This is a genomic window from Geothrix oryzisoli, from assembly GCF_022808865.1.
GTDB classification, from domain to species: Bacteria; Acidobacteriota; Holophagae; order Holophagales; family Holophagaceae; genus Geothrix; species Geothrix oryzisoli.
In genome coordinates this window covers 76,019-92,728 of the sequence record NZ_JAKZLB010000002.1, presented here as the reverse complement: position 1 = coordinate 92,728, position 16,710 = coordinate 76,019, and the positions used below count along the sequence as shown (strand labels likewise).

The window sequence follows — 16,710 nt, the reverse complement described above, 5'->3', positions numbered from 1 at the left end:
GTTCCGTTTCAGCTTCAACGCCGGTCGAAGCGCGCGGCCATCACCAGCAGGGTCTGGGTGGAGGCGATGCCGGGGCGCCCCCGCGCTAGCGCCTTGCGCGATCCGCCTCGGGCCCCATCCTGCTTTCATGCTGCCCGTTCCTGAGCCCCCGCCGATTCCCGTGGCTCCGCCCTCCACGGCGGCGGCCGTGGCCGAAGCGGAGCGCGCCTTCGCCGCCGACGCCGTCCGGCGCGGCACGCCGGCGGCCTTCCTGGCCCACCTGGCCGCGGACGGCCTGGTCTTCACGCCCGAGCCGAAGAACGGTCGCGCCCACCACGGGGCCCGGAAGGAGGACGGGAGCCAGCTGCGCTGGGGTCCCGCCTTCGTGGAGGCCGCGGCCAGCGGTGATTTCGCCGTGAGCACGGGACCCTGGTCCTGGCGCGCGAAGGACGGGGCCGAACCCACGGCCTTCGGCCACTTCCTCAGCCTGTGGGTCCGTCGCGGAGGGCGCTGGCAGGTGCGGCTGGACATCGGCGTGTCCCATCCGGCCCAGGAGGAGGCGCCTCTGAGGCTGGTCCTCCACGGGCCTCCGGCGGCCTCGGCCCCGGGACCCGAGGCCGCCTGGGCCGCCTTCGACCGGACCGCGGGCCGGGATCTGGCGGCGGCACTGGGGGAGGCCGGGGATCCGGACCTGCGGATCTACCGGCAGGGGCAGGCGGTGCGACCGGGCAACCTCGCGACCCTGGCGGCGGGCGAGGCCGGCGCCGCTGGCTGGGAGCCCCTGGGGGCGGAGGTGGCGGCCAGCCGGGACCTGGCTTTCCGCTGGGGCCGGCGTGGCCGGGCGGGGGCCCGAAGCGTGGTCCTGCAGGTCTGGCGGCAGGCGGACGCCGGCTGGCGCCGGGCCATGGACGTGGCCCTGCCGGAGGTGGGCCGGCCCTGATCAGTCGTGCGGAATCAGGTGCACGGCGGCAGCCTTGAGGATGGCGCAGACCTGGTCCCCTTCGGCCAGGTGCAGATCCGCGCAGGCCTGCCGGGTGACGAGGCTCTCCAGGGGGAAGCCCGCATCGAGGGCGATCCGGACCAGGGAGCCCTCGGGATGCAGGGCCAGGATGCGGGCCGGCAGGCGGTTGCGGACGGTGGACCCCGCGCCGGGGCCGCTGCCGCGCTCCACGGCCACATCCTCGCCGCGGATGCAGACGAAGACCTGCCAATCGAGGCCGCCGGGATCGGCCGCGTGGATCTGGGCCGAGCCCACGGCGATGGTGGCCATGCCATCGATGATGGCGTCGATCCGGCCGAGGACGACGGTCTCCACGCCCAGGATCCGCGCCACGGCGGGATCTGTCGGCCGGTCGAAGACCTGCTGGATGTCGCCGCTCTGGCAGACCCGGCCCTGGTCCATCACCACCAGGCGGTCGCCCAGCTGAAGGGCCTCCGCCCGATCGTGGGTGACGAGGACCGTGGGAACGCCCAGGGTGCGGAGCAGCTCGCGGAGGTCCTTGCGGAGGCGCAGCTGGGAGGGCCGGTCCAGGGCCGACAGCGGCTCGTCCAGCAGCAGCAGGCGGGGCTTCCGTGCCAGCGCGCGGCCCAGGGCCACGCGCTGCTGCTGCCCGCCGGAGAGTTCGCCGGGCTGCCGGTCCCCGAGGCCCTCGAGGTCGAGCAGGGTCAGCAGCTCGCGCACGCGGGCCGCGCGTTCCGGCGCGGACAGGGCGGTCAGGCCGTACCCCAGGTTCGCGGCCACGCTGAGGTGCGGGAAGAGGTGGTAGGCCTGGGGCAGGAAGCCGAGGTCCCGGGCCTGGGGCGGCCGGTGCAGGTGCCGCGCGGCTTCGGACCACACGGCGCCAGCCACGCGGATGGAGCCGCGATCCGCCCGCTCCAGCCCGGCCAGCAGGCGCAGGGCCGTGGTCTTGCCGGAGCCCGAGGGACCGAAGAGCACGGTCACGGAGAAGCCCGGTTCCGGGATGTCGAAGCGGGCCTCGACGGTGGCGCCGCTCGGGAACCGGCGCTCAGCCTCCGCCTGCAGGTAGGGAGCGGCAGGGGTCAGATGAGCGTCCACGGCTTCCTCTGGCGGCGCCGCAGCGCGTAGGTGAAGGCGAGCACGAGGAAGGACACGCCCAGCAGGAGGGCCGCCGTGCGGGCGGCCGGCGCGTAGTCCATGGCCTGCACCTGGTCGTAGATGGCGATGCTCACGGTGCGGGTGCGGCCCGGCAGGTTGCCGCCCACCATGAGCACCACGCCGAATTCCCCCAGGGTGTGGGCGAAGGTGAGCACCAGGCCCGTGAGGATGCCGGCCCAGGAGAGGGGAGCGATCACGCGGAGGAAGGTGCGGGCCCGGGACTGGCCCAGGCACCAGGAGGCTTCGATGAGGCCGCGATCCACGGCAGCGAAGGCCGCCGCCAGGGGCTGGATCATGAAGGGCAGGCTGTAGAGCACCGAGGCGATGAGGAGGCCTTCGAAGGAGAAGGGCAGCGTGCTTCCGAAGAGCCCCTCCCAGGCTCGGCCCAGCGGGCTGCGGGGGCCCATGGCCAGGAGCAGGTAGAAGCCCAGTACCGTGGGGGGCAGCACCAGGGGCATGGCCACCACGGCCTCCACCAGGAACTTCCAGCGGCGCCGGGAAAAGGCCAGCCAGTAGGCCAAGGGAAGGCCCAGGACCAGCAGCGTCGCGGTGGTGAGCGAGGCCAGCCAGAGGCTCAGGCGGATGGCCTCCCAGTCCATCAGCGGCCTTCCGTCGTGAAGCCGTAGCGGCGGAGGATGGCCGTCCCCGCCGGCGAACCCAGGAAGGCCCGGAAGGCGAGGGCGGCGGTCCGGTTCCGGGCATGGGTCAGGACCACGCCCCCCTGGTCCAGGGGCGGGTAGGCGTCCAGGGGCACCTCGAAGAAGCGGCCCGCGGCGGCCATCGTCGGAGCCTTGGCCAGGGAGAGGGCGAGGATGCCGATGTCCGCGGCGCCGGTCTGCACGAACTGGGCGGTCTGGGCGATGTTCTCCCCGAAGACCAGGCGGGGCTTCACGGCCTCCAGCAGCCCGAGCTTGGCGAGCGCGGCCTCGGCGGCACGGCCATAGGGCGCGTGGCGCGGGTTGGCGATGGCGACTTTCCGGGCTGCGGGGTGCAGGAGCGCCGTCATGCCCTGCTCCACGGGGATCGGCGACGCCTTCGGGACCCAGAGCACCAGCCGGCCGCGGCTGTACCGGAACTCCGTGGCCTCCTCGGCCAGCCCGGCCTCCACCAGCTTCCTGGGGTAGCTGAGATCCGCGGACAGGAACAGGTCGAAGGGGGCCTTGTTCGTGAGCTGGGTGTAGAAGTTGCCCGAGGATCCGTAGGTGATGGTGACCTCGATTCCCGGGTTCGTCCTGAGGAAGGCCGTTTTCGCTTCCGTCAGGGCGAACTGGAGGTCCGCGGCGGCGGCGATGGCCAGGGGCGGGGCGGAGCGTGCGGCCGCCCCGGAGCCCAGCAGCCACAGGGCGGCCAGGACGGCTCGAAGGGGGCGGCGGAAACCGGGCATGGCGACTCCGGGCGGGGACAGGGGGCGCCAGGGCGCCTGCCCGATTCTAAGCTGGAAGCCGCTGAAGGATTGCGACGGGTCAGAGGGTCCGTCATCATTCAGCGGAATCACCATGACTCCGCTGATCGGATCCCCCGATTTGCACGCTTCGACTTCGGCTCTTCGGGTTCTGAAGGGATGCCGCATGCCCGTGTTTCTCAGCCGGTTCCGAATCGCCGCCAAGCTCTGGCTGGGCTACAGCGCCGTGGCCGCGATCCTGGCGGGACTGGCCCTGGTCCAGCTCGGTCTCCTCCACCAAGAGGAGCATCAGGCCATCCGGATCTTCGAGAACCGCATGGTGCCGGTCCGGCAGCTGAAGGTCATGTCGGACGCCTACGGCATCCGCATCCTCTTCGCGGCCCGCCAGGTGCGGGGTGGCACCCTGGATGCCGCGGAGGGTCTGGCCCAGGTGCGGTCCGCCCGGCGGGAGGCGGGCCGCCAGTGGGCCGCCTTCAAGGCCTCCGCACCTGCTTCGGGCGCCGATGCGCTGGCTCGGGTGGACGCGCTCACGACCTACGTGGCGCGGGACCTCGATCGCCTGGAATCGCTCCTGGCGGAAGGGCGGCTGCCGGACCTCGGCCGCTTCGTGGACGATGACCTGCTGCCGGAGATCCTGCCGCTGACCCACCTTCTCGCCAGCCTGGTGCAGGCCCAGGAGGACGCGGCCCAGCAGAGCATGGAAGACATGGCCGCCCGTTCCATCCGGACCCGGAGGCTGTCCTATCTCATGATCCTGGCCGGCCTGGTCACGGCCCTGGTCCTGGGCTACCTGATCGCCCGGGACCTCTCCGGAAGTGTCCAGCGGATGGTGGCCCAGGTGCGCCGGGCGGCGGGAGGGGACCTGGTGGCCCGGGTCGAGATCAAGGGCCGCGACGAGCTCGCGGACCTGGGCCGGGAGCTGAACCGCATGATCGTCCGGCTCCGGGAGACGATCCTCGCCCTGGCCGAGCGGGAGGCCAGCGAGCGGGCGGTGCTGGAGAACGCCCAGGTGGCCATCGTGGTCCGGGACAATGAGGGGACCGTGGTGCGCTTCAACCCGTACGCCGAGCACCTGCTCGGCTATCGGGCGGAGGAGGTGCTCGGCCGGCCTTCGGCGGTCTGGCTCGACGCCCAGGAAGTGGAAACCCGCGCCCGGGACCTGAGTCGGCAGGTGGGGCGGCCGGTGGCCTCGGAGATCGAGATCATCCGCGAACTCACGGAAGCCGGGCCCGACCAGCGGGAGTGGACCTACCGGTCCCGGGAGGGCCGGGTCATCCCCATGCTGGTGGCGCTTTCCCCGGTGGTGGGGGCCGAAGGGGAGCGGATCGGGTACCTGAGCGTGGCTTCGGACCTTTCGGAGCGGAAGTCCCTGGAGGCCGACCTGCGGGCCAGCGAGGCGAAGGCCCAGGCGGCCAACCGCGCGAAGAGCGCCTTCCTCTCCAACATGAGCCATGAGCTGCGCACGCCCCTGAACGCCATCCTCGGCTACACCCAGCTCCTGGCGCGCCGGCCCGGCCGCAGCGCGGAGGACCACGATCAGCTGGGGCGCATCCTGTCGGCCGGCGAGCACCTGCTGGCCCTCATCAACGACGTGCTGTCCCTCAGCAAGATCGAATCCGGTGGCCTGGAGCTGCGGACCGCCTCCTTCCGGACGGCCGTCCTGCTGGAGGGCGTGCTGGACATGCAGCGCATCCGGGCCGAGGCCAAGGGGCTGACCCTGAGGCTCGAGGCGGACCCCGCGCTTCCGGCCTACCTCGAGGGCGATGCCGCGAAGCTCCGACAGGTGCTGGTGAACCTGCTGGGGAACGCCGTGAAGTTCACCCGGGACGGGCGGGTGACCCTGCGGGCCGGCTACGCCTCCGGGCAAGCCACCTTCGCCGTGGAGGACACGGGTCCCGGGATCTCCGAGGACGACCAGCGGCAGCTCTTCCAGGCCTTCTTCCAGGCCGCCAGCCAGCCCCTGGCGGCGGAGGGGACGGGCCTGGGCCTCCACATCAGCCGGTCGCTGGTGCACCTGATGGGCGGAGAGTTGCGCCTGGACAGCCGGCTCGGCGAGGGGAGCCGGTTCAGCTTCACGCTGCCCATGGCCGAAGGGGAGCCGCCGATGGAACTGGAGGGCGAGCGCCAGGTGCTCGGCCTGGAGCCGGGCCAGCGGCCTGTGAAGATGCTGGTGGTGGACGATCGCCCCGAGAACCGGGATCTCCTGGCCCAGCTGCTGGTCTCCGTGGGCTTCACGGTCCACGCGGCGGCCGACGGCCTGGAGGCCCTCGAGCTCTGGGAGCGCCACCGTCCGGACCTGGTCTGGATGGATCTCCGCATGCCCCGCATGAGTGGGTTCGAGGCGCTCCAGGTCCTCCGCGGGCGGGAACTGGAGCAGAACCTCGCCCACACCTTCGTGGTGGCGATCTCGGCCAGCGTCATCGACCTGGATCGGGAGACCCTCCGGAAGTCCGGCTTCGACGACTTCCTTGGCAAGCCCTTCCGGGAGGCGCAGCTCTTCGAGGTGGCCGGCCGCCTGCTGGGCCTGCGCTTCCTGACCCGGGAGCCCGAGGCGCCCTCGGCTCCGGTCGACCTGTCCGGTCTCACACTTCAGCCCGAGGTCTGGCGAGCCGATCTGAAGGATGCGGTCCTCATGGGCGACACCGAGGCCGCCCTGGCCGTGGTGGACCGGCTGGGACCGCACCCCGCGGCCGAGGGCCTCCGGCGCCTGCTCCGGGCCTACCAGCTCCAGGAACTGCTCGACGCACTGAACCGATGACTTCGGAGATCGACATGCTGGTGCCCCAGGGCGACATCCTCATCGTGGACGACAACGCGGCCAACCTCGACCTGCTGGGGGCGGTGCTGCGGGAGCGGCAGTACCGGGTGCGGGCCGTGCCTTCCGGGGCGATGGCCCTGGCCGCGGCGCGCCGCCACCCGCCGGAACTGGTGATGCTCGATGTGAACATGCCCGGCATGGACGGCTACGAGACCTGCGAGGCCTTCAAGCAGGATCCGGCGCTGGCCCGCATCCCCATCATCTTCATCAGCGCCCTGGACGATCCCCTCGACAAGGTGAAGGCCTTCCATGTCGGGGGCCGCGACTATGTCACCAAGCCCTTCAGCGCGGAGGAGGTGCTGGTGCGGGTGGAGCATCAGGTGAGCCTGGGCCGGCTTCAGCGGGAACTGGAGATTCAGAACCAGAACCTGCTGGATGCCAACCTCAAGCTGAAGGAGGTCAACACCCTCAAGACCAACTTCACCACCATGCTGGTCCACGACCTCCGCTCGCCCCTCACTGTGCTCGGGCTGGTCCTGGAAAGGATGCGGGGGGGCGGGTCCGCCAGCGAAGGCAGCCTGGACAAGGCCGAGGCCTCCGTCACCCGGATCAAGGCCCTGCTCGACGAGATGCTGGAGATCTACCGGAGCGATTCGGGCCAGATCCCCATCGAGTTCAGCGAGATCACCCCGGCCTCCTGGCTGACGGCCCTGATGGGCCCCTACCATCTCCGCGCGACCTCCGCCGGGCTGGAGTTCCAGGTGGCCATCCCTGACGACCTGCCCCTGATCCGGGGCGACCAGCTGAAGCTGGACCGGGCCCTGGTGAACCTGGTGGACAACGCCTTCAAGTTCACCCCCCGGGGCGGGGCCGTGCGCGTGGAAGCGGGCGTGGAGTTCGGTTCCGGCGTCGAGGCGGGCCTGCGCTTCCTCCGCGTGTCGGTCATCGACACGGGCCGCGGCATCCCGGCGGGCGACCTCCCCTACATCTTCGACCCCTTCCGGCAGTCCGAGCGCAGCGATGCCAGCCAGGGCGTGGGGTTGGGGCTGGCCATCGTCCAGCGCCTGGTGTCGGCCCACAAGGGGCAGATCCGGGCCCAGAGCCAGGTGGGCTTCGGCTCCAGCTTCAGCGTCCTCCTCCCCTGCTGACGGCCACCCGTCCCGAAGGCACAATAGAGGGTTCCCCGGAGCCCCACATGCGCCTCCTCCCGTCCCTCCTCCTCAGCGTCCCCCTCATGGCCCAGGCTCTCTCTCCTGTGCAGGACCGCGCGGACCGCTTCCTCAAGCTGGTGAACGCGGGCTACCAGTCCCTCTACTACGTGGGCCAGCAGGCCACCTGGCTGGCTTCCACGGACGTGACCCCCGAGCATGACGCCGCCGCGGAGTGGGCGGGCAAGGCCTTCGCCGCCTTCAACGGCAACCCCATGGTCATCACCGAGGCCAAGGAGCTGCTCAAGCACCGCGCCCAGCTCGACGAGAAGACCGTGCGCCAGCTGGAGCGGGTGCTGCTCATGCCCTATGGGGCCGAGGGGCCCATGACCAGGCCCGAACTGGTGGCTGCCCGCATCGAGGCGGAGACGAAGCAGGTCTCCCTCATGAACGGCTACCAGTTCAAGGTGGGCGGCCGGCCCGTCAGCGCCAACGACATCGACAACAAGCTCGCCGCCAGCCGCGACCTGGCCGAGCGCCGGATGTGGTGGGAGGCCAGCAAGGAGATCGGGATCCCCCTGAAGGATGGCCTGGTGCGCCTCCGCGACCTCCGCAACGGGGTGGCCCGGGAGCTGGGCTACCCCGACTACTTCGCGCTCCAGGTGGCCCGCTACGGCCTGACAACCGACGAGATGATGGCCTTCAACCGGAAGTTCCTGGCCGAGCTGAAGCCCCTCTACCTCCAGCTGCACACCTGGGTGAAGTACGAAATGGCGAAGAAGTACGGCCAGCCCGTGCCCAAGGCCATCCCCGCCCACTGGATCAACAACCGCTGGAGCCAGAACTGGACCGGCTTCGTCACCGCCGTGGACTTCGATCCCTACTTCAAGGGCTGGCAGCCCGAGCGCATCGTGAAGACCGCCGAGGCCTTCTACACCGGCCTGGGCTTCGATCCCCTGCCCGCCAGCTTCTGGGTCAAGTCCGACCTCTACCCCGTGAAGGCCGGCGACCCCCGCAAGAAGAACGCCCACGCCTCCTGCTGGCACCTGGATCTGGATCACGACATCCGCTCGCTCATGAGCGTGGAACCCAACGCCGAGTGGTTCGAGACCGTCCACCACGAGCTGGGCCACGGCTACTACTTCATGAGCTACACCCGCCCCGACGTGCCGCCCCTCCTGCGGGACGGCGCCAACCCCAGCTTCCACGAGGGTGTGGGCGAGCTCATCGCCATGGCCACCCGGCAGATCCCGTACCTCAAGTCCGCGGGCGTGCTGCCGGCGGACTACAAAGTCGACCAGATGCAGGTGCTGCTGAACGACGCGCTGGAGGTGGCCATCCCCTTCATGTACTGGGCCTGCGGCACCATGCCCGAGTGGGAGGCGGAGTTCTACGGCAAGGCCATGCCCGCCGACCAGCTGAACGCCCGCTGGTGGAAGCTCGTGCGCGACGAGCAGGGGGTGGAGCCGCCCAGCCCGCGCGGCGAGCAGTTCTGCGACGCCGCCACCAAGACCCACATCAACGACAACCCCGCCTACTACTACAGCTACGGCTGGGCCACGGTCTTCAAGTTCCAGATGCACGACCACATCGCGCGGAAGATCCTCCACCAGGATCCCCGCAGCTGCAACTACGCAGGGAACAAGGAGGTGGGCGCCTTCCTGAAGAAGATCCTCGAGAAGGGCGCCACCGAGGACTGGCGGAAGGTGCTGAACGAGGCCACCGGCGAGGACCTCTCCACCCGCGCCATGATGGACTACTTCAAGCCCCTGATGGCCTGGCTGGAGCAGCAGAACAAGGGCCGCCAGATCGGGTGGGACTGAAGCGATGACGGAATCCGTTCCCCAGGCCCGGGTCGTCAAGTCCCTCACCCGGGACCGCCACGTCCGCCTGTCCTCGGTGGAGGCCAGCCCCCTGTGGGACGGCGTCCGTCGCGGCCACCCGCACCTGGAGCCGGCCGCCTGCGCCTGCCTCACGGAGCTGCTCACGGCCACGGCCCTGCTGCAGGGCCGCACCCTCTTCGCCGAGCGGCTGCAGCTGCTGGTGAAGGGCTCGGGCCGGGCCAAGGCCGTGGTGACCGACAGCTGGCCCGATGGCACCATCCGGGGCGTGCTGGACCCGGGGCCGGTAGAGGCCGAGGCCTGGGTCCTGGGCCCGGGTGTCTTCCAGGTGATGCGCTCCAATGCCACGGGCCAGCCCTATGTGGGCCACCTGCCCCTCGTGGACGGTGGCATCCAGGTGCAGGTGGAGCACTACCTCCAGCAGTCGGAACAGATCCAGGCCAGCCTCACCCTCTGGTGCGATGCGGGCACGGGCGAGGCCGGGGGCCTGCTGGTGGAACCCCTGCCGGACTGTCCGCCGGAGCGCCTGGCACGGCTGGTCCAGGCCCTCGAGGGGCTGGAGGTCGTGCCCTTGTGGGAGCGCACGCCGGACTTCCTGGCCGCCTGGGTGTCCCAGGGCGAAGGCGCCGACGATCTCGTCTCCACGGAGATCTTCTACCGCTGCCGCTGCACTCGCGAAGCCCTGCTGGACACGCTGCGCCGGTTCCCGGAGGAGCAGAAGGCCAGCCTCTTCCAGGAGCCGGGCCCCGTGGAGGTCCGCTGCGACTACTGCGGCACCCTGTACCCCATCACCCGCGAGGATCTGCTGCCGGGAGGCGCCTGATGGGCGCCCGTGTCGCCATCGCGGAGCGGGGCCGCCCGCTGGGCTCGCCCCTGTCCGTGTGGCTGCAGTTCCGCGTCATCCCCTTCCTGGGGGCGGGCCTCAGCAAGCTCTGGTCCTACACCCTGCGGGTGCGCCGCGAGGGCTTCGGACCCGTGGAGGACCTCGTGGCCGGGGACCAGCGCATCATCCTCGCCTTCTGGCATCGCCGCCTCTTCATGATGCCCCTCTCCTATCCCTTCCACCGCCGGAACGCGGGTGGCGAGGGCCGGGGTGTGGCCATCCTCTCCAGCGACAGCAAGGATGGGGAGCGCAGCGCCGCCACCTGGCGCTGGTTCGGCATCCACGCCGTGCGCGGGACCGCCAGCGAGGACGGCGCCAAGGCCCTGGTGCGCATGATCCAGGCCGTGCGGCAGGGCTGGGACTTCGGCATCACGCCGGACGGCCCCCGCGGGCCGCTCATGGAACTGAAGCCCGGCACCCTGGCCCTGGCCCGCAAGACCGGCGCGTGGATCGTCCCCGTGAGCCTCGCCTTCGACCACAGCTTCGAGTTGAAGACCTGGGACCGCATGGTGATCCCGTACCCCTTCGCCACCTGTGTGATCAAGTACGGCACGCCCTACCAGATTCCGCCGAAGGCGGACGATGGCGCTGAAGCCGTGCGGCTCCAGCGCGAGATGGACGAACTGGAAGCGTGGGCGGAGGGATTCCACCGTGGCTGAACTCGCCGTCGTCTCCCTCTCCGGCGGCATGGACAGCTGCGTGACCGCCGCCATCGCGAAGGCCGAGGGCTACGAGCTGGCCCTGCTCCATGCGGACTACGGCCAGCGGACCCAAGCTCGCGAGAAGCAGGCCTTCCGCGACATCGCGGACTTCTACGGCGTGCCCGAATCGCGCCGCCTCGTCATCGGCTTCGACACCCTCAAGGCCATCGGCGGCTCGGCGCTCACGGACGCCTCCATCGCCCTGCCCGAGGGCGAGCTGGACCGACCGGGCGTGCCCGTGAGCTATGTGCCCTTCCGCAACGCCCACCTGCTCGCCACCTGCGTGAGCTGGGCAGAGGTGCTGGGGGCCCGGGCCATCTTCGTGGGCTTCGTGGAGGAGGACAGCAGCGGCTACCCCGACTGCCGCGAGGCCTTCCTCCGCAGCTTCGAGCAGACCGCCAACCTGGGCACCCGGCCCGAGACGCAGCTCGCCTTCCATGCGCCCCTCATCCACCTCCGCAAAGCCGAGATCGTGCGGAAGGGCCGTGACCTGGGCGCTCCCCTGCACCTCAGCTGGTCCTGCTACCAGGGCGAGGCCGCGGCCTGCGGGCACTGCGACTCCTGCCACCTGCGGCTGCGCGGCTTCAAGGAGGCCGGCCTCGCCGACCCCATCCCCTACGCGTTCATCCCTGAAGGGCTGCGGCCCTAGGTTCGCCGGACCACCAGCGCGTCCTCCAGGACCAGGGCATCGAGGCCGGTGCCCAGGAAGCAGCGGAGGGCGTCCTCCGGCGAGCAGACGATGGCCTCGCCCCGCACATTGAACGAGGTGTTCAGGAGCATCGGGACGCCGGTACGCCGCCCCTGGCGGGTGAGGAGCTCCCAGTAGCGGGGGTTGGTCTCGCGCCGCACGACCTGGACCCGCGAAGTGCCGTTCACATGCACCACTGCGGGGATCTCCGGGGCCCGCTCCGGGCGGGTCTTCACAGCCACGGTCATGTGCTCGTACTGGTCCAGGCCGCGCAGGTGGAAGAAGGCGTCCGCGCCTTCGGCGGTCACGGAGGGGGCGAAGGGACGGAATTCCTCACGCTTCTTCACGGCCCGGTTCACGCGGTCCTTCATGTCCGGACGCCGGGGGTCCGCCAGGATGGAGCGGTTGCCCAGAGCCCGGGGGCCGAACTCCATGCGGCCCTGGAACCAGCCCACCACCTGTCCGGCGCCGATCAGGTCGAGGGTGCGGTCCAGGAGATCCGCCGGGCGTTCCCAGGTCAGGGCTGAAGCGTGGGTCTGGAGGGCGGCCTCGACCTCGCCGGTGGAGAAGGCCGGCCCGAGGTAGGGGGTCGCCATCCGTCCCTGCGGCACGGTCCGTCCGCGTCGGCGCTCGGCCACAAGGGCGGCGCCCAGGGCGGCGCCGGGGTCGCCGGCGGCCGGTTGGACGAAGAGGCGGTCGAAGCGCCCCCAGCGATCCAGGACGCCGTTCAGGCTGCAGTTCAGGGCCACGCCGCCGGCGAGGCAGAGGTGGCGCGTGCGGTGGGAGGCCTCGACGGGTTCGAGGAGGCGGAGGACGGCCCGCTCCAGGGCCTTCTGCAGGCCCGCGGCCAGGGCCATGTGGCGGGCTTCGATGGGCTCCCCGGGCTGGCGAGCCGCCCCCAGCTGCCGGCTCCAGCGCAGGGTGCGGCTGGCGGGATCCCTGAGCAGGGCGGGGATGGTGAAGCGCTCGTCGCCCTCCCACAGGAGCTGGTCCTCGAAGAAGGGCAGGTAGGTGTCGTCGCCTTCGCCGTAGGCGGCGAGGCCCATGACCTTGTACTCGTCCTCGATGGGCTCGAAGCCGAGGAAGTGCGTGCCGAAGGCGTAGAGCAGGCCCAGGGAGCTGGTGGCGGGCAGGGCCTGGAGCAGGCGGAGGTCCGGGCCCTCGCCCAGGTAGAGGCTGAGGGAGGCGGATTCCCCGTTGCCGTCCATGACGAGGACGAGGCTGCGCTCGAAGCCGGAGAGGTAGTAGGCGCTGGCAGCGTGGGCCAGGTGGTGATCCACGGCCTCCAGGCACGGGAAGGCTTCGCGGAAGCCGCTGGTGGCCTCCCGGGCCCGCTGGTACTCGGCCCGGATGGCCCCCTCCACCCGGGCATCGCCTCGGCCGGTGGCCTGGAGGTGGCGGTCCAGGTGCTCGTCGTGCAGGTCGAGGTAGTGGGCCGCGGGCAGCTGCGCCAGGGGCAGGCCGGCGGCCTCGGCGCAGGCCTGGGCCGCGCGCCGGGGCACGCCCATGGTGTGCTTGAAGCGGCTGAGGCGCTCCTCTTCCACGGCGAAGACCGCCTGGCCTCCCCGCACCAGCACCGCCGCGGCGTCGTGGCCGATGTCGCCGATGGGCAGGGGGACATCCGGGTGCAGGCGGGCATTCTCCTGGATGTGCCGGAAGGGATGGAGGTCATGGCCGGGAAGGCCGCTGAGGCCGAGCTGAAAGGGCATGGACACCGCGAAGGAAGGGCTGTCGCCAGGCCAATGGTATCGTTTGGCGAGGCAGCTCCACCGTGATCCCGGACACGGAAGGGTGCTGCGACCATGACCACCCATGCGCGTCACCCTCGTCCACCCCTCGGGGTTCAACTTCGTTCCCGGCCAACCGGATTTCTCGGTGCTGGCGAATCGCCTGGCGCCCGTGGGCATCCTGTCCCTGGCGGCCTGGCTGGAGCGGCATGGCCATCCCACGGCGGTCCACGACTGCCTCGGGCCTCAGGCCCCGACCCGCCTGGAGGACCAGGTGGTCCGGATTCTGGCCACGCAGCCCGATCTCGTGGGCTTCTCGGCCACCACCTCGGGGTTCATGGATGCGGTGGACATGGCTGCGCTGCTGAAGGCCGCCCGGCCCGGCCTCCCCATCGTGGTGGGGAACGCGCACGCCTCGAGCCTCGGGGCGCCGCTGCTGGAGAGCTTCCCCGAGCTCGACTTCCTCTGCCTCGGAGAAGGCGAGGGTCCGCTGCTGGACCTGGCGGAGGGCAAGCCCCCGGCCGAGATCCCGAACCTGGTCTGGCGCGACGGGGCGCGCATCGTCACCAACCCCCGGCGCCCCCGCCTCCTGGACCTGGATGACCTGCCGTTCCCGGCCTACGAGAAGCTGGCGGGCTTTCCCCAGGGCTACCACCTGCCGCTCTTCAGCTATGTGAAGCGGCACGGGGCCACGATGATCACCTCGCGGGGCTGCCCCTACACCTGCTCCTTCTGCGACCGCACGGTCTTCGAGCACCAGTACCGGTTCCACAGCCCGGCCTACATCCACGCCCACATGAAGCACCTGCGGGACCGCTTCGGAGTCCGGCACGTCAACTTCTACGATGACCTCTTCACGGCCCACCAGGGCCGCATCACCGAGTTGTGCCAGCGCCTCCTCGACGAGCCCCTGGGCATGGACTTCAACTGCATCATCCGCACGGGCCACACCTCGGTGGAGCTGCTGCGGCTGCTGAAACGGGCCGGCTGCATCATGGTGAGCCTGGGGGTGGAAAGCGCCGATCCCGGCATGATGGCGCGCCACAAGGCGGGCGTCACCCTCGAATCGGTGCGCGACACCGTGGAGAAGGTCCACGCCGCCGGCCTGCGGGCCAAGGGGTTGTTCATCTTCGGCCTGCCCGGGGAGACGCCGGAGACCTTCCAGCGCACCAGCGATTTCATCCTGTCGCTGGACCTGGACGACATGAACCTCACCAAGTTCAGCCCCCTCCACGGCGCCCCCCTCTGGTCCGAGTGCGTCTCCGGCGCGGAGGGCGACTTCATCGAGGACTGGCGGCTGCTCAACTGCGTCAACCCGGTCTTCCGCCCCGAAGGGTTCGCGTCGCGGGCCCAGATGGAGGAGCTCTACAACAGGCACATCACGCGCTTCTACAGCAGCCAGGGCTACCGCCACCGCTTCGGGCGGCGCCTGTGGGAGCACCGGTGGAGCCTCTGGCACCTGCTCCGCCACCTGCCCCAGGCCCTCGCCGCCAAGCGCTACTTCGGCTCGAAGGGGGACGCCGGAGCCGGAACCTACACCCGCCACCCCCGGCAGCCCGTGGGCCTGAAGCCCATGCCCCTGGGCCGGTGAGGGTAACCTGGAAAGGCGCGCGACCCCTTTCCCCGGATGACCCATGGCCACCAAGAAGCCCACGAAGCCCACGCTCCCCGACCAGCTGCCGAAGTATGTGGTGACCCGCCCCACGGGGCAGCTCGACACCTTCGCCAGCCCCCGGCCCGGGCGGCCCTTCACCATCACCTTCGAGACGGAGGAGTTCACCTGCCTCTGCCCGCTGACGGGTCAGCCGGACTTCGCCAAGCTGCGCATCCTCTACCAGCCCGACCAGCTCTGCGTCGAATCCAAGTCCCTCAAGCTCTACCTCTGGAGCTTCCGCGACCAGGGCGCCTTCCACGAGGCCGTCACCAACCAGATCCTCGACGACCTGGTGAAGGCGACGAAGCCCCAGTGGATGCGCATCGAGGGGGACTTCCTCATCCGCGGCGGCATCCGGACGCTGGTGGTGGCGGAGCACGGGAAGAAGCAGTGATCCCATGAAGGCCGTCATCGCCCTCGGCTCGAACCTCGGCGACCGCCGGGCCCACCTGGATGGAGGGCTGGCCGCCCTGCGCACGCTGGGGGCCGTGGTGCCCTCGCCGCTGGTGATGGAGACGCCGGACGAATCGGGCCGGGGACCGGCCTACCTCAACACGGTGGCCATCCTGGTGACGGAGGAGGCGGACCCCCGCCGCCTGCTGGAGGCCCTGCTGCGCCTGGAACTGGCGGAGGGCCGCGATCGGAACGCCGGACGGAACGCCCCCCGCACCCTGGATCTCGACCTCATCACCACGGATGGCCCGCCCGGAAGCTGGACCTGGGAGGCTCCGGCCGACCTGCGGGCCCTGGGGTCCGAGCTGACCCTGGAGCTGCCCCATCCCCGGGCCTTCGCCCGCGCCTTCGTCCTCGAGCCCTGGCGCGCCCTGTCCGACCCCGGAGCCTGCGGCGGAGTGATCCCCCGGAGCTGAGCGGGCGCTCCTCGGGCGCCCGCCGGGGGCCGCCTCTGTGGGATCATTCCGGGAAGCCCCGTCCTCAGTCCCCGCGCCCGGCCCATCGGAATGGCCCGGAACCGCCGAATCCAAACCCGGGGCGTTCCAGAAAGGAACGGCATGGCGACCCAGTGGAAGTACATCCAGCAGGGACAGGCGATGGGCCCGGTCTCCGAGGACCAGTTGAAGGCCCTGCTGGCCTCGGGATCCCTGAGCTGGGAGGACCTGGTGTGGCGTGAGGGGATGCCGGATTGGGCCACCGCCCGCCTGGCGCCGGGCCTGTCGCAGGGGCCGGCGCCCATCGCCCTGGACCTTCCTCCCGTGCCGGCCGCGCCCCAGAACCCGTTCTCCCCTCCGCGGGCGGCCCTGCTCGAGGCGCTGGGGGGCGGGGCTCCGGGGGACGGGGTAGCGGCCGAAGTGGTGGAGGTTCTGCGTCAGACCAAGCCCTGGGCGCGGCTGCTGGGGGTGCTGGGCTTCGTCGGGATCGGGTTCATGCTCCTCGCCTCCGTGGCCATGCTGGCCATGGGCTCCTTCGCCCGCGGCGGGATGCCGGCGGGCCTCGGCGTGGGCATGATGCTCCTCTACCTGGTGATGGCGGGCCTCCAGTTTCCGGCGGCCCTCTTCCTCAACCGCTATGCCAGCCGCATCGGGGACCTGGTGGCGAACCCGTCCCAGGGGGACCTGCAGGCGGCGCTGGCCGCCCAGAAGGCCTTCTGGCGGTATGTGGGCATCCTGACCCTTCTCTTCGTGTGCCTCTACCTCGCGGGCATCGCCATCGCCATCGTCGTCGCCACCGTCTTCCGGGCTGGGCACTAGCCAGGGCCGCGGGGAAGGCGTCGCCCGTCCACGAGCAGGGCCCCCGGTCGGGGGCCCTGCTCGTGGGCGGGGGGGGGGAAGTTGTGCCGCGCACGCCCCAGCCCAGG

The 16,710-nt window shown here is 71.0% G+C and carries 15 protein-coding genes; 11 read left to right on the top strand and 4 right to left on the bottom strand.

The genetic code is table 11. The annotated features are described in order from the left end of the window. Positions 1-160 precede the first annotated feature (160 nt). Positions 161-919, top strand: coding sequence for a nuclear transport factor 2 family protein (locus MLE43_RS14780; RefSeq protein ID WP_338029071.1), 759 nt, complete (start codon positions 161-163; stop codon positions 917-919). Here the strand turns inward: MLE43_RS14780 and MLE43_RS05125 are convergent, their stop codons facing one another. Genes MLE43_RS05125 through modA form a run of 3 tightly spaced genes read right to left on the bottom strand, consistent with a single transcriptional unit; the run spans position 920 to position 3,479 of the window. Next, a complete protein-coding gene (locus MLE43_RS05125; protein WP_243302401.1) occupies positions 920-2,035 on the bottom strand; it encodes an ABC transporter ATP-binding protein in 1,116 nt (371 codons plus the stop codon). Then, positions 2,020-2,694 carry a molybdate ABC transporter permease subunit gene (modB, locus tag MLE43_RS05120; protein WP_243302400.1) on the bottom strand — a complete coding sequence of 225 codons (675 nt, stop codon included), beginning with the start codon at positions 2,692-2,694 and terminating at the stop codon, positions 2,020-2,022. The genes MLE43_RS05125 and modB overlap by 16 nt, the downstream gene beginning before the upstream one ends. Beyond that, positions 2,694-3,479, bottom strand: coding sequence for a molybdate ABC transporter substrate-binding protein (gene modA, locus MLE43_RS05115; RefSeq protein WP_243302399.1), 786 nt, complete (start codon positions 3,477-3,479; stop codon positions 2,694-2,696). The genes modB and modA overlap by 1 nt, the downstream gene beginning before the upstream one ends. Positions 3,480-3,663: 184 nt before the next feature. Here modA and MLE43_RS05110 point away from each other — a divergent pair, with 184 nt between their 5' ends. Genes MLE43_RS05110 through queC form a run of 6 tightly spaced genes read left to right on the top strand, consistent with a single transcriptional unit; the run spans position 3,664 to position 11,477 of the window. Next, on the top strand, positions 3,664-6,255 hold the full coding sequence (locus tag MLE43_RS05110) for an ATP-binding protein (protein WP_243302398.1): 2,592 nt from the start codon (positions 3,664-3,666) through the stop codon (positions 6,253-6,255). A 14-nt stretch (positions 6,256-6,269) separates the two neighbouring features. After that, positions 6,270-7,403: a hybrid sensor histidine kinase/response regulator gene (locus MLE43_RS05105; RefSeq protein WP_243302397.1), complete on the top strand. Its 1,134-nt coding sequence runs from the start codon at positions 6,270-6,272 to the stop codon at positions 7,401-7,403. 47 nt (positions 7,404-7,450) lie between these two features. Next, complete coding sequence (locus tag MLE43_RS05100) at positions 7,451-9,226, top strand: M2 family metallopeptidase (protein ID WP_243302396.1); 1,776 nt, start codon at positions 7,451-7,453, stop codon at positions 9,224-9,226. Between the two features lie 4 nt (positions 9,227-9,230). Next, on the top strand, positions 9,231-10,067 hold the full coding sequence (locus tag MLE43_RS05095; protein ID WP_243302395.1) for an Hsp33 family molecular chaperone HslO: 837 nt from the start codon (positions 9,231-9,233) through the stop codon (positions 10,065-10,067). After that, entirely contained in the window at positions 10,067-10,786 is a 720-nt protein-coding gene (locus MLE43_RS05090; RefSeq protein ID WP_243302394.1) for a lysophospholipid acyltransferase family protein, read from the top strand. The genes MLE43_RS05095 and MLE43_RS05090 overlap by 1 nt, the downstream gene beginning before the upstream one ends. Further along, entirely contained in the window at positions 10,779-11,477 is a 699-nt protein-coding gene (gene queC / locus MLE43_RS05085) for a 7-cyano-7-deazaguanine synthase QueC (protein WP_243302393.1), read from the top strand. Before MLE43_RS05090 ends, queC begins: the two co-directional genes overlap by 8 nt. Here queC and MLE43_RS05080 read toward each other — a convergent pair. Continuing rightward, positions 11,474-13,225, bottom strand: a complete 1,752-nt coding sequence (locus MLE43_RS05080) for a carbamoyltransferase family protein (protein ID WP_243302392.1) — start codon at positions 13,223-13,225, stop codon at positions 11,474-11,476. The two genes, queC and MLE43_RS05080, sit on opposite strands and share 4 nt — an antisense overlap. Before the next feature lie 103 nt (positions 13,226-13,328). Between MLE43_RS05080 and MLE43_RS05075 the strand changes: the two genes are divergently transcribed. From MLE43_RS05075 to MLE43_RS05060, 4 genes are all read left to right on the top strand, one after another. Continuing rightward, a complete protein-coding gene (locus MLE43_RS05075; protein ID WP_243302391.1) occupies positions 13,329-14,834 on the top strand; it encodes a B12-binding domain-containing radical SAM protein in 1,506 nt (501 codons plus the stop codon). 97 nt (positions 14,835-14,931) lie between these two features. Further along, positions 14,932-15,291, top strand: coding sequence for a preQ(1) synthase (gene queF / locus MLE43_RS05070; RefSeq protein WP_420843175.1), 360 nt, complete (start codon positions 14,932-14,934; stop codon positions 15,289-15,291). 4 nt (positions 15,292-15,295) lie between these two features. After that, positions 15,296-15,766 carry a 2-amino-4-hydroxy-6-hydroxymethyldihydropteridine diphosphokinase gene (gene folK / locus MLE43_RS05065; protein WP_243302389.1) on the top strand — a complete coding sequence of 157 codons (471 nt, stop codon included), beginning with the start codon at positions 15,296-15,298 and terminating at the stop codon, positions 15,764-15,766. 141 nt (positions 15,767-15,907) lie between these two features. Continuing rightward, entirely contained in the window at positions 15,908-16,603 is a 696-nt protein-coding gene (locus MLE43_RS05060; RefSeq protein ID WP_243302388.1) for a DUF4339 domain-containing protein, read from the top strand. Positions 16,604-16,710 lie beyond the last annotated feature (107 nt).